At 40.8% G+C, this 18827-nt stretch carries 18 protein-coding genes; 10 read left to right on the plus strand and 8 right to left on the minus strand.

What is annotated here, in order from left to right:
- Positions 1 to 559: 559 nt before the first annotated feature.
- Entirely contained in the window at positions 560 to 1834 is a 1275-nt protein-coding gene (locus V7K84_RS01020; protein ID WP_334835554.1) for a WcaI family glycosyltransferase, read from the minus strand.
- Positions 1835 to 2195: 361 nt separating this feature from the next.
- Here V7K84_RS01020 and V7K84_RS01025 point away from each other — a divergent pair, with 361 nt between their 5' ends.
- The 7 genes from V7K84_RS01025 to V7K84_RS01055 all read left to right on the plus strand — a co-directional run bounded on the left by V7K84_RS01025 (position 2196) and on the right by V7K84_RS01055 (position 9603).
- Positions 2196 to 3374: a DNA cytosine methyltransferase gene (locus tag V7K84_RS01025; protein ID WP_334835556.1), complete on the plus strand. Its 1179-nt coding sequence runs from the start codon at positions 2196 to 2198 to the stop codon at positions 3372 to 3374.
- 170 nt (positions 3375 to 3544) lie between these two features.
- Positions 3545 to 4225, plus strand: coding sequence for a deoxyribose-phosphate aldolase (gene deoC / locus V7K84_RS01030; RefSeq protein ID WP_094349124.1), 681 nt, complete (start codon positions 3545 to 3547; stop codon positions 4223 to 4225).
- A gap of 76 nt (positions 4226 to 4301) precedes the next feature.
- Positions 4302 to 5324 carry a DNA repair protein RecO gene (recO, locus tag V7K84_RS01035; RefSeq protein ID WP_334835560.1) on the plus strand — a complete coding sequence of 341 codons (1023 nt, stop codon included), beginning with the start codon at positions 4302 to 4304 and terminating at the stop codon, positions 5322 to 5324.
- The gene (locus tag V7K84_RS01040) at positions 5311 to 6963 is read left to right on the plus strand and encodes an MFS transporter (protein ID WP_334835960.1); all 1653 of its coding nucleotides are present in this window, start codon (positions 5311 to 5313) and stop codon (positions 6961 to 6963) included. The genes recO and V7K84_RS01040 overlap by 14 nt, the downstream gene beginning before the upstream one ends.
- 357 nt (positions 6964 to 7320) lie before the next feature.
- Positions 7321 to 8469, plus strand: coding sequence for a glycosyltransferase family 4 protein (locus tag V7K84_RS01045; RefSeq protein WP_334835562.1), 1149 nt, complete (start codon positions 7321 to 7323; stop codon positions 8467 to 8469).
- Between the two features lie 39 nt (positions 8470 to 8508).
- Positions 8509 to 8994 carry a hypothetical protein gene (locus V7K84_RS01050; RefSeq protein ID WP_334835564.1) on the plus strand — a complete coding sequence of 162 codons (486 nt, stop codon included), beginning with the start codon at positions 8509 to 8511 and terminating at the stop codon, positions 8992 to 8994.
- 165 nt (positions 8995 to 9159) lie between these two features.
- A complete protein-coding gene (locus tag V7K84_RS01055) occupies positions 9160 to 9603 on the plus strand; it encodes a DUF29 domain-containing protein (RefSeq protein ID WP_334835567.1) in 444 nt (147 codons plus the stop codon).
- 61 nt (positions 9604 to 9664) lie between these two features.
- Here the strand turns inward: V7K84_RS01055 and V7K84_RS01060 are convergent, their stop codons facing one another.
- The 3 genes from V7K84_RS01060 to gpmI form a co-directional block, all read right to left on the minus strand.
- Entirely contained in the window at positions 9665 to 10471 is an 807-nt protein-coding gene (locus V7K84_RS01060; protein ID WP_334835569.1) for a peptidase, read from the minus strand.
- Positions 10472 to 10481: 10 nt separating this feature from the next.
- Entirely contained in the window at positions 10482 to 10715 is a 234-nt protein-coding gene (secG, locus tag V7K84_RS01065; RefSeq protein ID WP_109011945.1) for a preprotein translocase subunit SecG, read from the minus strand.
- A 92-nt stretch (positions 10716 to 10807) separates the two neighbouring features.
- Positions 10808 to 12406, minus strand: a complete 1599-nt coding sequence (gpmI, locus tag V7K84_RS01070; RefSeq protein ID WP_334835571.1) for a 2,3-bisphosphoglycerate-independent phosphoglycerate mutase — start codon at positions 12404 to 12406, stop codon at positions 10808 to 10810.
- 809 nt (positions 12407 to 13215) lie between these two features.
- On the opposite strand from gpmI, the gene V7K84_RS01075 reads away from it, so the two are divergent.
- Positions 13216 to 13716 carry a DUF2505 family protein gene (locus V7K84_RS01075; RefSeq protein WP_334835573.1) on the plus strand — a complete coding sequence of 167 codons (501 nt, stop codon included), beginning with the start codon at positions 13216 to 13218 and terminating at the stop codon, positions 13714 to 13716.
- A 171-nt stretch (positions 13717 to 13887) separates the two neighbouring features.
- On the opposite strand, the gene V7K84_RS01080 is transcribed toward V7K84_RS01075, so the two are convergent.
- From V7K84_RS01080 to V7K84_RS01095, 4 genes are all read right to left on the minus strand, one after another.
- A complete protein-coding gene (locus V7K84_RS01080) occupies positions 13888 to 15582 on the minus strand; it encodes an ABC-F family ATP-binding cassette domain-containing protein (RefSeq protein WP_334835576.1) in 1695 nt (564 codons plus the stop codon).
- A gap of 155 nt (positions 15583 to 15737) precedes the next feature.
- Positions 15738 to 16049 (minus strand): hypothetical protein, encoded by a 312-nt coding sequence (locus V7K84_RS01085; protein ID WP_334835579.1) that lies wholly within the window; start codon positions 16047 to 16049, stop codon positions 15738 to 15740.
- A gap of 51 nt (positions 16050 to 16100) precedes the next feature.
- Positions 16101 to 16934 carry an Rpn family recombination-promoting nuclease/putative transposase gene (locus V7K84_RS01090; protein ID WP_334835582.1) on the minus strand — a complete coding sequence of 278 codons (834 nt, stop codon included), beginning with the start codon at positions 16932 to 16934 and terminating at the stop codon, positions 16101 to 16103.
- Between the two features lie 34 nt (positions 16935 to 16968).
- Positions 16969 to 17466 carry a hypothetical protein gene (locus V7K84_RS01095; RefSeq protein ID WP_334835584.1) on the minus strand — a complete coding sequence of 166 codons (498 nt, stop codon included), beginning with the start codon at positions 17464 to 17466 and terminating at the stop codon, positions 16969 to 16971.
- Positions 17467 to 17630: 164 nt separating this feature from the next.
- Between V7K84_RS01095 and V7K84_RS01100 the strand changes: the two genes are divergently transcribed.
- Both V7K84_RS01100 and V7K84_RS01105 read left to right on the plus strand, forming a co-directional pair.
- Positions 17631 to 17810: a hypothetical protein gene (locus tag V7K84_RS01100; protein ID WP_334835586.1), complete on the plus strand. Its 180-nt coding sequence runs from the start codon at positions 17631 to 17633 to the stop codon at positions 17808 to 17810.
- A gap of 82 nt (positions 17811 to 17892) precedes the next feature.
- The gene (locus tag V7K84_RS01105; protein WP_334835588.1) at positions 17893 to 18558 is read left to right on the plus strand and encodes a DUF6745 domain-containing protein; all 666 of its coding nucleotides are present in this window, start codon (positions 17893 to 17895) and stop codon (positions 18556 to 18558) included.
- The last annotated feature ends 269 nt before the right edge of the window (positions 18559 to 18827 follow it).

Below are 18827 nucleotides of genomic sequence, written 5' to 3' on the forward strand. Positions count from 1 at the left end.
AAACAACGAACAATTGATCTGACAAATGTGTCAATAGGTTTTTTTGAATACTAACAAAAAAACAGGTGTCTATGGGATTAGTTTGATAATTGGCTATTTAGATTTCGATATCCGCAACAGCTGATTGCTGATGGTTACTGTGCAGCGATCAATCAACCAATAGCTTTCCAGCAGGAATTGACAGCGAAAAGAATTGCAGATTCATCAAACAGCATAATATGTAATGTAAAGCTAGGATTTTTCAGGTAACTATACATTTACGCTTTATACTGTCTAACAAAAATTATGATCCAACACAGCATACTAATGACTGGTCTAGCAAAAGTGCGCTTTATTATATACGCAAAAAAGTCACTATTTATACAGATTTTACCAGTAATAACCCACGGATGAAATGAAGTGAAGCCGTGAGATTTTTATTTCAACAATCCACCTGACAACCTGCTTGTCTATCGCTATATTTTTACAGTAAAATTAGCTACCCTCAGTATCTCACAATACTTAGAGATGAGGGCATAATTGTAATTTCTACAGATGTAACATAACTTTGCAGTAAAGATTAAACTTCTTGTTTCGTAACTATGCCTCTAGACTGAATTGCTCTACGTTCTGCTGTCAATGAGTAACATAAGGACTCATACTGATTTAAAGCTTGCTCAAAAGCATATTGCTCAACGGCATATTGGCGACTTTTGTAACCCAGAGTTTTGACTTTTTCGGGGTTTTGGTACAAATCTAAAATTGCCATCGCTAAAGCTTGGGGATCTTCTGGAGGAACGATTACTCCACCGCCACTTTGCCTAATGGCTCTTGCTGCCGTACCATTGTCGGGGACAGAGGCAACTAAGGCCCCTCCACTAGCAAGTAACACTTGAATTTTTGACGGCATATTGAAGGATACAACATTTTTCTTTTGCACCACTAAACCAATATCCGCAGCTGCTAACATCTGTGGTAAATCTTTGCGGGGTTGAAATGGCAGTAACATCACATTATCTGCGCCGCAGTCTAGACATTCCTGTTGCAATCGCTGTAAACCTTTTGCCTCTCCAACGATGACAAAGACAATATCTGGGATATGGCGCAAGACAGAAGCAGCTTTGACGACGCTTTCTAAGCCTTGGGTTAGGGCAATGTTACCAGAATACAGTACTACAAATTTGCCGTTTAGATTATGTGCTGCGCGGAAAGGGTTATCTTCTTTAGGCAAAGGGCGGATAAAATTTACATCAACCCAGTTGGGAATTTGCACAATTTTCTCAGCTTCTACGCCCTTTGATCGCAAATTCTCCACAAACCCATCGGCGATGACGCTAATTTTACTGGCAGTGCGGTAAGCAAATTTTTCCAATAATGTAAACAACCGGATAAGTAATTTATTTTTCAGTAGACCGACATGGACGGCTGCTTCTGGTAATATATCTTGTAGATTTAAAATCACAGGACAAGCACGTAACCATCCTAAAAGAGCAACTGGTACACAGCTTGGCAAGGATGGCGATGTTGAGAGAATCACATCTGGGCGCCAACCGATGAGGGCGGGTACAAAGCTAGTGACGACAAAACTAGCATCTAATAACACCCGATCTAATAGGTTGGGTTGTGGACGAATCCAAACGTAACTGCGTTGAATTTGAACGCCATTTTTGTATTCGTTGACATACCATTTACCCCGATATTCCTGGTAAATTTGCCGCTCAGGGTAATTGGGCATAGCGGTGACTACACGCACTTCATGCCCACGTTTCACTAGTCCCTCTGCTAATTCAGTCATTAGTGGGGCAATACCAATCGGTTCTGGATAGTAGTTGTAGGAGTAAATTAAAATCCGCATAAAAATTTAGTCCGAAGTACCCCGGTTTTTTATTTAGTGACAAATATTTGTCTGAAATATCATTTGGGCTTGGAAACCCCTATATTTAATTGTGACTCCAGACTCTTTTTCTGTCAGGTATTTTCCTTAAAGATTGAGTAAACTTTAAGATGTAATACTTAGGGAAACTGTAAATTTTTTTGACTATTTAAACAGTTTTTCAATTGTTATTTTTTGATTGGTACTTACGTAGAAACCGTAAGTATATTAGTTTTTGCCAACCCTTAAATCAAAATTGGGATAGTTAGTATAAGTTACGTACATAAACCATTTCCCTAGAATCTGAATATTAATAATACTTTTTGATCGTACTAGTAGTTCAATGAGCGATCGCCCTTGTATTTTCTCTTTTTTTGCTGGCTCAGGTTTCCTCGATTTAGGTTTTGAAACCAGCGGTTTTAATATTGTTTATGTCAATGAAATCTTCGCCCCATTTCTCGCCGCCTATCGCCATTCACGGGAAGTTCTAAAAATGCGATCGCCTGAATATGGATATCATCACGGTGAAGCCGCCGATGTAACAAATCTTATCGTGGAAAAAGAAGCACAATACCTTCAAGAATTAGTCCAAGACTGCCGCAAATCTCATAATATAATTGGTTTCATCGGCGGGCCTCCCTGTCCTGATTTTTCTATTGGTGGAAAAAATAGAGGATGTTTAGGAGATAATGGCAAGCTTTCCGCTTCTTACGTTGAATTAATTTGCCGAAACATTCCCGATTTCTTTTTATTTGAGAATGTTAAGGGTTTATGGAAAACGGCAAAACACCGTTTATTTTTTGAATCGCTCAAGCAACAATTACAAGAAGCAGGTTATATATTAACAGAGCGGTTAATTAATGCTATTGAATATGGCGTACCTCAGGATAGAGAAAGAATTATTATAATTGGTTTCAAAAATAATTTTCTTCAAGATATCGGAATAAAAATAGGTAGTGAAAAGTTACTACCGGAGGGATTTTTTCCTTGGAATAATTATATTTTATATCCTCACAAAAAAGTTTTTGCTTACCCTTGGCGTAAGTATGAACCATTCAAAGAAAATTCTCTAATACCTTGTCCTGATGACATACCTGAAGAATTAACAGTTGAATACTGGTTTAGAAAAAATAACGTTCTGAAACATCCCAATGCTGAAAACTGTTTTAAACCAAGGGCAGGGATCACAAAATTTGCTGCTATTGATGAAGGAGATGATTCTAAAAAGTCTTTCAAGCGTCTGCATAGATGGCGTTACTCTCCGACAGCTTGCTATGGAAATAATGAAGTACATTTACATCCTTACAAAGTCCGGCGGATTTCTGTAGCAGAAGCTTTAGCTATCCAATCTTTGCCTGTAAATTTTGTACTTCCAGAGAATATGTCTCTGACGAATATGTTTAAAACTATTGGTAATGGCCTTCCATATTTGGCATCGAAGGCGTTAGCTCAAACTATTATTAACTTCTTAGGAATTAGTGTAAAAAATACTGTTGATATTCCTAACCTTACTATCACTTAATGTCAACTTAAATACTTACAGTAATTACGGGATAACTGTAAAGCTGATATTCCAGACAAGTCAGCAGCTTGTTTTCAGGATAAACTCGTAATAAATGTGGTTTAATATATATATAAGAAATGTTTTAATTTTTTATAAAGTTTAATAATCAATCACTGGCAGAAGACACGATGGCAGCAGACTATCCAGACATTGATATTGCGCCATTTATCGATCACTCCCTGTTAATACCGACAGCTACTCCAGAGCAGGTTGAGCAATGGTGTGAAGAAGCATACAGATTCAACTTTGCGGCGGTTTGTCTGTTCCCCGCTAATGTTAAGCAAGCAGTAGAACTCCTTCACGGTAAAAACCCCAAAGTCTGTACGGTGATTGGTTTTCCTTCTGGTGCAACGACTTCAGCCGTGAAACTGTACGAAGCTCAAGAAGCGGCCGATAGTGGGGCCACTGAGTTGGATGTAGTCATGAACTTGGGCTGGTTGAAAGCTGGCAAAACTGAAGAAGTCCACCGGGAGATTGCCGAAATTTGTGAAGAGACTGGGCAAACGGTCAAGGTGATTTTGGAAACTAACCTGTTGACAGATGCAGAGAAAAAAATAGCTGCTGAAATCGCTATGGAGGCGGGAGCAGCATTCTTAAAAACTAGTACAGGTTGGAATGGTGGTGCCACAGTGGCAGATGTACGACTTTTGCAGGAATTGGCAAAAGAAAGGGTAGGAATTAAGGCTTCAGGTGGTATCCAGACTATCAATCAAGCTCTAGACTTAATCGTAGCGGGTGCTACTAGATTAGGCACATCTCGCGGTATGGATTTGATCCGTCAGCGGGATAACCTGGGAAAGGGTGAATAGTCATTTGTCCTTTGTCATTTGTCCTAAGCTAATGACCAATGACTAATTACTAATGGCTAATAACTACTAATGACTAATGAGTAGAACCTACAAAGCAACTGGTATTAATCTTAAAACCCAGGCGCTAGGAGAATCGGATAAAATAGTGACGATTTTGACACGAGAATTCGGCTTGATTCGAGCCGTGGCTCCAGGGGCACGTAAGCACAACTCCAGCCTGGGCGGTAGGAGTGGAATGTTCGTTGTGAATGAACTATTGATTGCCAAAGGGCGATCGCTTGATAAAATTACTCAAGCACAAACGTTAAAAACTTACCCTGGTTTAGCTAAAGATTTGGGAAAACTGGCTGCCAGTCAATATTTAGCAGAAATAGTTCTGTGTGAAGCTTTGAGCGAACAACCTCAAGAAGAACTTTATGATTTGTTCAATGAACACCTCCATCGCTTAGAGGCGGTGTCTAGTGCAAATCTATCTGGTGTTTTGGCTCATCTGGCTCATGGTGTATTTCACCTTTTAGCCTTAGCAGGGCTGACGCCACAAGTGCAAATATGTTGTCTATCTCAACGTTCCCTTAAGCCAGACTTCACAGACCCCAACTGGCAGGTAGGATTTAGTATCCCTGCGGGTGGAACGGTTTCCTTAGAAGCTAGAGAACGTTTACGAAAACAGGAGAGGGAGATGAGGGCAGAGGGGCAGAGGAGCAGAGGAGCAGAGGAGCGGGGGAAGATTAATAACCAATACCCTATGCCCAATGACTCATCCACAATGACGCCAGTTGCTTCAACGGATAGCGCAGCGTTAGCGAGTACTCGAGCGTCGGGACCCTCCGCAACGCACTGGCTCCCCAATGCCCAAACAATTGTTGTGCATCGGCAAGAAATACCTGTGATTTCTTGCCGTCTAAGTGCTATGGAACTGACTTTGCTTCAACATCTGTCACAACCAGAGATAATGCAAATTGATGGTGCTAGAGATCATGACTGGTTATCTGTTGAACAGATTTTGCGCCAGTATGCTCAGTATCAATTAGGTCGCCCTATTCGCTCTGCTACCTTGATCGACTCTTATTTTGCTGCCAACCATGATGCAACCGTCTGATTTGGATAAGAAAATCCTGCCTTTGTCACCAAGCCTCGCCAAAAAACAGAATAGGGTATCAGATCCTACAGTCAGGAATCACTTGAGTGCTGTTCCCAAGTGTAAACCTAGTCAAATAAATGGCCAAGAAATGTCCCCAAAAGATGTTTCTCAAAACGATCAAAGTTGGACAGGGGAGATCCCAAAAACCGATCTTCCAAGCCAATCAGAAACACAATCAGAGGACAAATTAACCACTGCCGAGGTAGATAGCAATGGCGTTGGCAATGGGCATAATTTGCCAGTAGCCACTATCCCAGAAAAAGAGTTACCGAAATTAGATGGATCTGGTTCAGGTGGGGAAGCTGTTGCAGGAAATGTAAAACAGCTAGGATTTTTACCTGTATTGAAAAATCCTAATTTCTTGGCTCTTTGGGGCGGTCAAGTTTTCTCCCAACTAGCAGATAAAGTTTATTTGGTACTGATGATTGCCTTGATTAATACTCAGTTTCAAGGGAGCAATCAGAGTATTAGTGGTTGGGTATCAGTCTTGATGATGGCTTTTACTATTCCAGCCGTATTGTTTGGCTCGGTTGCTGGTGTGTTTGTCGATCGCTGGTCGAAAAAGGCTGTGCTGGTGGCAACGAATATTTGGCGCGGCATCCTAGTTTTGTCAATTCCCTTCCTGGTGTGGTTGACTCATGACTGGAAACCCATAGGAGTGCTGCCAGTGGGTTTTGTAATTATCTTGGGTGTGACTTTTTTAGTTTCGACTTTGACGCAGTTTTTTGCTCCGGCAGAACAGGCGGTAATTCCCTTAATCGTAGAAGAACAGCATTTACTCTCGGCTAATTCGCTTTACACAACAACGATGATGGCATCGGTGATTGTTGGGTTTGCCGTTGGAGAACCGTTGTTAGCGATCGCAGATGGACTTTGGCTGCAAATTGGTGGTAGTGGTAGTTTGGGCAAAGAACTTTTAGTAGGTGGCAGTTATGCGATCGCTGGACTAATTTTGTTTCTTCTGGCAACTAAGGAAAAACATCACCACCCCGATACAGAATTTCCTCACGTATTCTCTGACTTACGGGACGGTTTTGCCTATCTCAAAGCAAATCATCGCGTCCGCAATGCTTTGCTTCAACTGATTATCTTGTTTTCTGTCTTTGCAGCATTAACTGTTCTAGCCGTTCGGATGGCAGAAATCATTCCCAACATGAAAGCTTCCCAGTTTGGCTTTTTACTAGCAGCTGGCGGTGTTGGGATCGCGGCAGGAGCAACAATTCTCGGTCAATTTGGTCAACGCTTCTCCTATACTCAGCTAAGTCTGTGTGGTTGTATGGGTATGGCAGCATCCCTGATTGGTCTGTCAGTATTTACAACTCAACTGTGGCTTGTCTTGTTACTGGTAGCGCTCTTAGGTATCTTTGGGGCACTAGTGGGAATTCCCATGCAAACTGCCATCCAAACAGAAACACCTCCAGAAATGCGTGGTAAAGTTTTTGGCTTGCAGAACAATGTAATTAATATTGCCCTCTCCTTACCTTTAGCATTAGCTGGTGTCGCAGAAACCTTTCTGGGATTACAGGTAGTTTTTTTGGGATTAGCTGCGATCGTCTTTTCTGGAGGTATATTAACCTGGTATAACTCGCACAAGTAGTTATCAGCTAACAGGAGTTATTATTCATTACCTTGAGGTAATTAATATTTACTTAAAGCTTTTGCGTTCATGGTAAACTGTGGTCAGTGAAAATTTATCACATACTTGCCGGATATGAATCTGACATTAGTCGGAATAAGTTGTTGAAATATCAGAAATTAACAACTTATAACTAAAATAAATAAAGCCATCAATTCACTGGTTTAATCAGCTGACAATAAGCTTTTTAAACTAGTAGAAAGTTTTGGGAATTTTTAATAAATAAAAAAAACCAGCAAGTATAGCTAGATAAAAGAAAAATCACAAAGGACACACAAGTAATACATTAAACCCGCTTTTCTTACAGCTAAATAAAGAATGCGTATAGCCTGGATTGGAAAAAAATCACCCTTTTGCGGCAATGTTACCTACAGTCGAGAAATTACAAATGCCTTGCTAGATAGGGGACATCAAGTTAGCTTTCTTCACTTCGCCCAGGAAGATTCTGAACCTGATAATTGGCCAAATCTTCGAGAGGTTTCTTTACCTTTCATTTACAAGTCCCAGGTTTACACGATTCCCACTTTTAAAGCCACCAAAGTTTTAACCGATTCACTGCGGGAAATCAAACCAGATGTAGTCCATGCTTCCTTGACCTTATCTCCTCTAGACTTTTTTCTACCAGAAATCTGTGAGGAACTGAGGTTGCCCTTAGTTGCCACTTTCCACACACCGTTTGCTGGCAAGGGAGCAAAGTTGGTATCGGGAACACAACTTTTGGCTTATCAGCTCTACGCGCCTTTTTTAGTTAACTACGATCGCGTGATTGTATTTTCCCAAATCCAGCGAGAATTATTAGCAGGGATGGGCGTAAGGGAGGAGAATATTGCCGTAATTCCCAACGGTGTTGATACCGCCAAGTATTCTCCAGGATTTTCTCAAATCAAAACAGAATTTAAAGCCGAACGCTTGTTTGTCTATCAGGGTCGCATAGCGCCAGAGAAAAATGTCGAAGCCCTCCTCCGCGCTTGGAAGCAGTCGGCAATGGCGCCTGGTACTAAGTTGCTAATTGTTGGCGACGGCCCTTTGAAGTCTTCCTTAGAGCCGTTTTTTGGTTCAGAATACGGCATTATTTGGTTGGGATTTGTCGCTGATGAAGACCGACGCATCGAAATTTTGCGGGGCGCAGATGTATTTGTTTTGCCTTCATTGGTAGAGGGTTTATCCCTATCTCTGTTAGAAGGAATGTCATGTGGGTTGGCTTGTTTAGCAACAGATGTGGGTGCAGATGGAGAAGTCTTGGAAAAGGGCGCAGGTGTCGTTATTAGTACCAAAACAGCGCGATCGCAATTAAAAACCCTCTTGCCAGTGTTGCAAGACCATCCAGAGTTAACAACCCTACTAGGGCAAAAAGCTAGACAGCGTGTATTAGACCGCTATACCCTTAGTAAAAATATTAGTCTGCTGGAAGAACTGTATAAAGGAGTTTTAGCACAGCGACCTCTACCACTAAGTCATAGAGCGTAAGGAAGGGGAATAAAGTGCGATCGCACTCTAAATTCTCAAATGGTAATCAATGAGTGCGATCGGGTAAAATACAAATACCTAACTAACAATTCTCTTACCAGTTTTACAAGGCTATCTAGAGTTAACGAAATGAAGTATGATGCAAGTCAGATAAAGGTGAGAAATATCCCTGACTTAGAGCAGCTAGAACATGGAAAGTGCTGCCGAACATACGTCTATTGCTTCACAAATCTGTTGCCCGAACAAAACGTTATTGACCAAATTGCAAATAGTTTGGAGAAGAGATTCACCTTTTCCAAGGAAGTATATGAGATTCCTGAAGATGTTGAAATTTGTGCATCTATTTTCATAGAGCGTTTACAAGATAACGAAGCCAGAGTTCGTGTTTTGACAAATCAACCAGAAGAAGTTTGCGTTTACATCTTTGGGACATCCACTCTGCCACGCAAAATTGAGGAAAGGTTTGGAATTGTACAGTCGATTCAGGGGGAACAGCGAGAGACTTGGATTACTGAGAGACGGTAGGGTAGAACTTTTGCTTGATTGTTCTTCTGGGAGTCGCTGGATATCTTCTGACTTAACTTATCAGTGCTGTGTATCTTTTTTTTCTGGGCAATTATCAGCAAAAATTAATAAATTAGTTAACATTAAATAATAAACAATAGTAAATTAAAGCTACAAAATCAAAAAATGACTGCAATCATCGACATAAAAACATTATATGAATCCAATTACCTGCAATGGTTAGAGGAGACTATTAAATGTCTCAAAAATCGACAATTAGCAGACGTTGACTATGAAAACTTAATAGAAGAATTGGAAGATTTGGCTAAAAATGAAAAAAGGCGAATAAGAAGTTTATTAGAACAGATTATTAGACATTTATTACTTTATCAATATTGGGATTTAGAAAAGCCAAGAAATGCTAATCATTGGGCTGCGGAAATTATTAGTTTTCGGAATCAAATAAATGAAGATTTAAGTGCCAATTTACGCAAAAATTTAGAGGATAATTTCAGCAGAATTTATAGCAATGCCTTAGATTATGTTAAAGCTAAAATAAATGTAACCAATTTACCTGAATTATGTGCTTATACCTTAGAGCAAATTTTGGATAAAAATTGGTTGCCTTAATCTTAAATTTTGATTTTTTACACAAAACATATTCATATTTTAACTCAGCAACACCATAAAATTAAGTCGCTGAATTATCAACTAAAGACCATCCTAAAGTAGTTGGCTGTTCATAAACCCGCTTTAGAGTATTTACATCTCTGGGAGAAATAGACGGCGGGTTACGAACTTGAGAAAAATATAGCGCATCAGTTTGTAGCGGACTATGACCCCAAATTCCCAACGCATGACCGAATTCGTGGCGGCTAGCCGCAATGAGATACTCACCTGTTTGACTGGGACTTAGCAAGATGGTAAAGCGGTGGGATAAAATTTTGTTGCTGGTGTATAACTCATAAGTAGTTTGTGCCGATCGCGCACGGGGTATATTACTACCAGGGGAAATTTGTAAAGGTGGTGCTTTTCGCGCGATCGTAATATTAGCAACTTCTGGCTGTTCGACTATTGTTAAAGGTAAATAATTACTCCACTCCTGTATACCCTGCAAGACAGCGTTAACCCATGCTTGAGCTTGTTTTCCACTAATAGCTTTTGGTGCTTCTACGTAAACTCGAACAGGAAATTGTGACCAGACTAAATAACCAACTTGGGTTGTTGTGACTTGGGAAAAGTAGTCACCACTGTTAGTGTTATCTTGCCACCGCGCCAGTGTGGGCGGTAAGGGATGGGGTTTTGGGGACGTGGGGAGAGAAATTATTAAATCTGAATGTACATATTCTGGTACTATTGCAAACCCATTACTCAACTGGATATTAGTAAAAACGATTAACAGCCCTGTGCCAAGAAACAAGGCAAGAGCTGTAATTAACCGTCGTGAAATTAAATTTATTAGGGTGTTAAGTATCGGGTGTTGGGTTATTTTCCCCATTTACCTATCCTTATTTAGGCAGCCAACCAGCACTTAAAACTACTGTTAAACCGAGAAAAATTACTGTCAATGCCCAAGTAATTCGGTTTAAGGTGTTTTCTGCACTCTTGGTGCTGCTAAATAGCTGGGCTTGTCCACCAATAGCGCCAACGCCATCACCTTTAGGGCTATGCAGTAAAACTAAGATAATCAAACCAGTGGCGGAAAATGCCCAAATGCCTTGCACGATATTACTAACTGTCATGGTAGGAATCTCATTTATAAAAAGTTTCAAAAAAACAGAATTCAGAAGTTAGGAGTTTTTAGTAAACTCCTAACTCAGTACTCAGCAATCTTTTACAGCCCTACTTGCACGGGAGTGCGAGTACGTTGTAGCTCATATTCTGCTGTTTTCAGCAGCGACCGCCCGGTCATTTCTGGTGGCTGAGGCAGCTGTAAAATCTCTAGAATTGTGGGGGCAATGTCGGATAGCTTGCCATCGTTTCGCAGTTCGACATTTGTACCATATCCAGGGATTTTAACTCTCTCTCCTTCTACCAAGATGAAGGGGACTGGGTTAGTGGTATGAGCTGTCCAGGGATTACCCCCTTCATCTAGCATATACTCAGCGTTGCCGTGGTCGGCAGTAATAATTGTTGTACCGCCGGCTTTGATAACGCTCTCTAACAAGCGTCCCAAACAGCGATCGACTGTTTCAATTGCTGTAATGGTAGCGTCGATTTGACCAGTATGCCCTACCATGTCTGGGTTGGCATAGTTAATTACAACTAAGGAATACGTACCCTTTTGAATCGCAGCGATCGCAACATCTGTAACTGCTGCTGCTGACATCGCTGGGGCGTGATCGTAAGTAGCTACCATTGGGCTGCTTACTAATTCCCGATCTTCTCCAGCAAAAGGTTCCTCCAGACCCCCATTAAAGAAATAGGTGACGTGGGCGTATTTTTCTGTTTCGGCGGTGCGGAACTGATTCAGACCATGATTGGCTATGACTTCTCCCAGAATGTTACTGAGATTCTGCGGCTCAAAGGCTACAGCTACGGGTAAGTCTGAATCATACTGTGTAAACGTGACAAAAGACAGTGGTGTGATTTGCTGTCTTTCAAAACCGTTAAAAGTGGGACTGACCAAAGCTTGAGTCAGTTGTCTGGAGCGATCGGGGCGGAAGTTGAAAAATATCACCCCATCCCCTGGTTCTATTGCGCCGGGTGCAATTCGGATGGGGTTGATAAATTCATCTTTTACCCCTTCGGCGTAAGATGCTTGCAAGATTTCTACAGAGTTACGATTATCAACCACACCATCTTGAGTCATTACGTCGTAGGCGCGTTTGACCCGATCCCAACGGTGATCGCGATCCATCGCGTAGTAGCGACCGCTGAGGGTGACTATGCGCCCAATTCCTGTGCGGTCTATATAATTTTGCAGCATTGTGATTGCTCTTACACCGTCAGTTGGGGCGGTGTCACGACCATCGGTAATGGCGTGAATACAAACTTCTGGAATTCGCTGGTTTTTGGCTAAGTCAAGTAGTCCGAATAGATGGGTGATATGTGAATGTACCCCTCCCTCAGAACAAAGCCCGACTAGATGCAGCTTGCTATTCCGAGAACGAACTTCCTGGCAAATTTTGACGAGTGCTGGGTTTAAGGCAATAGAACCGTCTTCGACCGCATCAGAGATGCGTACCAGTTCTTGCGGTACAACTCGCCCAGCACCAATGTTCAAATGGCCAACTTCCGAGTTGCCCATTTGACCATCTGGCAACCCTACGGCTTTTCCTGATGTGCGGATGAGGGTATGCGGGTAAGCTGCCCATAAACTTTCCACAATGGGAGTTTTAGCAGCAACAATAGCGTTTCCTCGCTTTTCCTCGCAGTAGCCCCATCCGTCTAAAATGACTAGCACCACAGGAGCAACAGGTGCTTTGGTCATAGTAAAATTGCCCTTTACTTTTTGTAATACCCGAATGATACCACTGCTAATCCACGCCGCAAGTGAATTTTTGCTTATTAATTTATTTTATGAAAGACTTGCAATGTTTTTTTTTAATTCACTAACTATTGTGCGATTTTTGTCATGTCTCAACTGGTATTCTGAGTCGGAAATCAAGGTATCATACCCTGCCTTCACTTCTCCTCTTCGAGTACTGCTATACAGTACGAGTTTAAAAGTTCTCTAGGTTGAAAAACCCGCATTGAGGACTCTTGAACTGCTACGCATCTACAAAATAATGGTAAAGCTTGTGATGTTAGCTTTTAGGGCTGAAGCGGAGAACCAGTTAAAGATGAAAACCGTAAACTTATTGAGTTAGCGTAATAATTTACTTGTTAAGCTAATAATAATTTAAATTACATCCCCACGTCTTTGTGTCCCCGTGTCTTTCTAAAGCTCAGAATTATGCAACTTAAAGGGCAGATTAGCTTATCAGCTTTTTCAAACTGAGCGAACTTTATTTAAATTTAATACGCTCTCACTTTGGGAGAAGACTGCGCTGCTTCACCTTTACGTTGAAAAAAAAGCTAAGATTTGGCGCAGCTTCACAAAAAATTTTATTAACTGTCTTTTTATTTTTAAATTAGTTCTTAACTGTCTTAACTGTCCTTGTATATTCAATACAAAAGTAATAGTATTTTTCAAAGTTTCGTATTTCAAGCCGCAGCGATAATTTGAAAAAACAAACTTTTAGCTAACTATCAACTAATAGTGCGGTTAAACTCAACAATCAGATAACAGGAGAAAATATGGTGCGTTTCACGACAACACACGAAATTACATGCGACCAAGACACATTCTGGAATAAGTTTTTTAACGAGGATTGGAACACTCAGGTCTACAAAGAAGGTCTTGGCTACACTGAGTTTACAATCCTTGAACAGCAGACTGAGAGTAACGCCGATATTTCACGTAAAGTCAGAATGATACCCAATATAGACCTACCAGGGCCAGTAGCCAAAATATTCGGTACAAACTTGACATTTTTGGAGGAAGGCAAGTTTGTCAAAGAAACCCAAGTTTGGGATTCCAAAAAAATACCAAGTACTTTTGCAGACAAGATACGCTGGGAAGAGACGATCCGGATCGAATCGTTGGAGAATAATAAGATCCGACGGATTATAGAAACAACTTTAGAAGCAAAAATTTTCGGCGTTGGCGGATTGATAGAGAGTTCGTTTGAAAAATATATAAGACAAGAAGCAGATCAATCTGCTTTTACCTATAATAAGCTGTTGTTGAGTATGTAATTTTCCAGAGCATTACAGAGTTACCAATGGTTGCAGACCCGAAAAAATGCAAGTTATACACGCGAGAGCTTAATCCTAAATAATTTGCAAAAAGTTAGATCCCCGACTTTTTCAATAAGTCGGGGATCTGGATACCGCAAATTTTCACAAATCAGATAGGATTGCTATATATCACTTGCGTTTTCCAGAAGCTTTGGCAGCTTTGGCAGCTTTTTTAGCAGCTTTTTCAGCTTCTATTGCAGCTAACTTTGCTTGTTCTTTTTCTTCGGCAATTTTCTGGAGATAGTAATGATAGTCTCCTAAGTAAACGCGGAATTCACCATCACGAATTTCGACAATTTTGTTAGCTACTTGAGAAATAAAGTAGCGATCGTGGGAAACCACAATTGCCGTACCGTCATAATTTTTGAGCGCTTCTTCCAGCATTTCTTTCGCTGGAATATCTAGGTGGTTTGTCGGCTCATCTAAAATTAATAAGTTCGCGGGACGTAAGAGCATTTTTGCCAACGCCAAACGAGCTTTTTCTCCTCCACTTAATGCCCCAACTGCCTTAAATACAGTATCACCAGTAAATAAGAAGCGTCCCAAAAGCGTTCGGACTTCTTGGTTATCCCAGTCTGGAACTTCATCATGGATAGTTTCCATGACAGTTTTCTTCAAGTCCAAAGCTTCAGCTTGATTTTGCTCAAAGTAACCGGGAATAACGTTGTGATCCCCTAATTGAACGCTACCTTCTGTGGGTGGTTCCATACCCATAATTACGCGCAGAAGGGTAGATTTCCCAGCACCATTAGGGCCAAGAAAAGCAATGCGATCGCCCCTTTCAATTAACAGATTTGCTGCCAAAAACAAGATTTTATCACCATAAAGATGAGTTAAATCTTTAATTTCTACTACCTCGCGTCCACTGCGGGGTGCAGGGGGAAAACGGAAATGTAGAGTTCTTACCCCAGCAATGGGTGCTTCAATGCGCTCGATTTTGTCGAGTTGCTTTTCCCGGCTTTTTGCCTGGGTACTGCGGGTAGCACTGGCGCGGAATCTATCAACAAAGGTTTGCTGTTTCTCTAATTCTTTCTGCTGGCGTTCGTAAGCACTCAGTTGTGCTGATTGACTTTCGGCTTTTTGTTCCAAATATGCTGAGTAGTTACCAAGGTAGGTACTGGAAACACCACGTTCTGTTTCCACAATTTGGGTGCAGAGGCGGTCAAGGAACTCCCGGTCATGGGAGACTATTACCATCGGCGTAATCAGCCCTCTGAGGTAATTTTCCAACCACTCAATGGTTTCTAAATCTAGGTGGTTAGTCGGTTCATCCAGTAGCAACAAGTCGGGTTTTTGCAGCAGGATTTTACCTAAACTCATCCGCATTTGCCAACCACCACTAAAGGCACTGACGAGGCGATCGCCATCTTCTAGCCCAAACCCCATCTCTGGTAAAATTTTCCCGATGCGTGCATCTAAGTTGTAGCCATCCAAGGCTTCAAATTTGCGCTGCAAGCGATCTAACTTGTCGATAAGTCGATCCAGTTCCTCTGGGCTAGCCGTTTCCATCTCTTGTGGGATGTGCGCCAGAGATAACTGTACTTCGTTGGCTTCTTTGAAGACAGTCCAAAATTCTTCTCTAACGGTGCGGGTGGGGTCTACTTCAAACTCTTGGTTGAGGTAGGCTATATGTAAGCTATTAGGACGGATAATTTCGCCTGCGGTGGGTTCAATTTCCCCAGAAATGATTTTGAGTTGGGTAGATTTTCCAGCACCGTTGACACCGACTAAGCCAATGCGATCGCCTGGTTTAACTTCCCAGTTGATATCTTTGAGAACTTCGCCTGTGGGATAAATTTTACTTATATGTTCTAGTCGCAGCATTAAGTTTCTCTCAGGTAGGGAGTGGGTGGTTGAGGACGAAGTACTAACACCGCCTCTAATATTAACAAAAATTAACTATAAATTCGTCGCGATCGAGTTTGGAAGCCGCAAACCAAATTTGGCTTGAGCCACGGATAAAATTTACCACATCTATCTTAAGGCTGGCTTTGCGTTACTTGTCTGACTTCTTCGACAGTGAAATCAAATGCCTCAGCCACTTGTTCCACTGTCACCCCAAATTTCAACAAGGTGGGTATTAATTTTAATTTGGCTCTACGCTCCCCTATTTGGATGCCATCATAATAGAGTTTCGCATTTTGAACTTGGTTTATAGTTAAACCTAATCCCTCCGCAACTTGCTCAATAGTTAACGCTAAATCTAATAGACGAGGTACTGATTGCCGTAAACCTTCCAAACGCCCTTCTTCAAATGCTTCTTGATAAATTTTTGTATCTTTGAAACTCATAGTTCCTATGTTGTAGTCCACCAATTCCTCTACTCCTTGATCAGAAGAATCCTACTGCGCGGCTTGTCTGACTTGTTCGACACTCAAATCTAGCGCCTGTGCTACTTGTTCTAGAGTCAACCCAGCTGCCAACATTGCTGGTACTGCTCTGAGTTTACCTTGCTCAATGCCTTGAGCCTTACCTTGTTCAATGCCTTGTTCGATGCCTTGTTCGATGCCTTGTTCAACACCCTCCTGAAAGGCTTCCTGATAAAATCTGGTTTGCTTTAACTCGCTTAATCCAAACATTTCCTCCATCTCCTCCCTACTCATTGTGGGAAATTTATAAGCCAAAATAGTCTCGATAAATTGTAATAATTGCTGCTGTTTTGGTGGTGAGTTTATCTCGGACTTAGTTCTGTCTATCAACTCCCTTGCTTGGACAATTGCGATATCGTCGGTTGCAATTACTAATTTAGCAGTTGCAATACCAATTGGAAGCGATGCACCTTCACCTAATTCATCCAAATAAATCCGCCTGACCCGCCCACTTGTAAAAAATTCACGGTAATGTTTTATATCTCCTGTATCTACATTCCTGTTTGGGTATAAAACCACAGCACCCCAGTCATTTGATGGTTGATTCTGACGAAGGTATAAACATATTTCTGCAATTAGCCGTGAATAAATTTCCCCATCAGCTTGAAATTGCACTTCAACAAAGTAAATCGGGTTCTCGCTTCCTTGTGTAGGTAGAAACACACCATCGATTCTGAAGGCTGTTTGTTTGATTTCAACTGATGAAAATTGATAAAGGCTAGCTTCTTCTGGAGGATTACCAATAAGTTCAAAGAAGATATCAGGGAATTCTTGAAACAGCCGATAAAAGATGATATCTGTTTTCACAATTTTATTTCATTTGAAAATTTTGATTTGCCGTTCATGTTTTACTTGATTCTTCCGAACCATCTCGCACTTTCAGCAATTGCTCCTTTGCCATCCCTAATATACGTGAAAGGGGCGCTAATAAACTATCATCAAATGCTTGTCCCGCATAAATATTATTCAGTTCGGTAGGGGATAATTTAAAGGTGTCGCAGAATTTAGCAAACTCCTGGTTACTCAAGTCAAGCTCTTTTTGCCTATCTTGAAGTAAAACTGCGATCGCTCTAGTTCCATGCTTCGGCCGCTCACTAGTTTTCACATATTTTTCCATTAAATAATTGACTTTTCTGGTATCGCCACCGATTTTTTTAATTAAATCAGTACAAGCCATTTTTAGCGCTTTCTTTAAAACTTCTTCTTCATTTAAAATTTTAATAATTTCACTGGCATATTCTGGTTTAAAAAATCCCACCAAATTACCTTGATGATAAACTGGTATATAAGGATTATTGGTTTCAAGTTGCCAATCTAAAGGCTCATTGCGTAGTGACATAGCTGCACTCCTAAATATTTTAAGATTGCACCATTTTAAAACCATTTATTCCTTAACTGCCAGTAAAATACCCTAGCACTGGCGATTAGAAATCGCAGCTATACAGACAAAACCCACCTCCGTGGGTTTCGACTTGCTGGAGTCCCCGCACACGGACTTAGTTTGTGCAGCCATTACGTATTTCTACCAGAACCTTTAACTCAGCGAAAATTAGCGATCGCCTCGCTCATTACCAAGATTCTAAGCGATTGTGTTCTACAAAAATAATTATCGATGATTACAAAACTGACATCTCAACAAGAAGAATCCATCGTATCTTATCAGCAAAAATAGAGAGCGATTAATTTATCTACAGAGCCTATAAATCGCAATAGAGTATTGGCTGTACTAGAAGATGTATACAATTTTTATCCTGAAAGTTTTACAATGCCTGAAATCACTTTTTTTGAGAGTTTGTATGCTGCTTTTAGCGCTGAGTTAAGACTTGCAACAGCTAACTTCAATGGTCTTAGTGATGATGAAATTATTAATCAGGTAGCTAGCTTACAAACTATTTGTGGCGAAGGTCAACCAAGAACTGATTTATGGTGCGATTTACATACGGAATTATATCCAAGCGGACTGAATCCTCAAATCAGCCTAGAAATTTGGAAGGTTTTAGATGAAAATCTTACGGATAAAGTAGGTAGTATAATTCATACGCAATTATGGAATGTTCTATGGGATTGGCTTTGCGAAAGCTTAAGTAATGAGTTGAAAGACTGTCCTGACGCTTTTGGTCGTTTTTACGATAACTTTATTTATCCTGATTCGGAATGGGCAAGCTACGCTGGACTATTCGACTATTGCATCAATGAACTAGATTGCCAGCATAACCAGGAGCAATGGCAGGTTTACAAAGATTTATGTACTGAGTGTGGTTGGTGGTTTATACCAATGCCTATACATTACATAATTTGTGATAGACCTACAAAATTACTGCTTGATAATTACGGCAAACTCCATGCTGATGGAGAAACTGCAATTCAGTTTGCTGATGGTTTCGGTTTATACGCTCATCACGGTAAAGTTGATTCAATTTGTTTTCCCTAAAGTTTATTTACTCTGCCTTGTTGTCAAAGGTCAGGCTCAAACACAACGAACTAAGCATCCCGTTGTCAAGAAAATGTCAAAATCAACACCAGTAAACAAAAAGCAGCGTAAATTTTCTTAAGCTTTAAGAATTTAACTCAGTTTGTAAAATAACTGGGGTAATTTATGATGCCTAGTTTTTTATTCACCCAAAATTTACGCTAACACTTATTTTTTATCCAAAGTCCAATAATAATCGGGGGAAGAATATTGAGTTTCGCAATGTTCCT

Source organism: Nostoc sp. (assembly GCF_036917315.1).
Taxonomy (GTDB): Bacteria; Cyanobacteriota; Cyanobacteriia; order Cyanobacteriales; family Nostocaceae; genus Nostoc.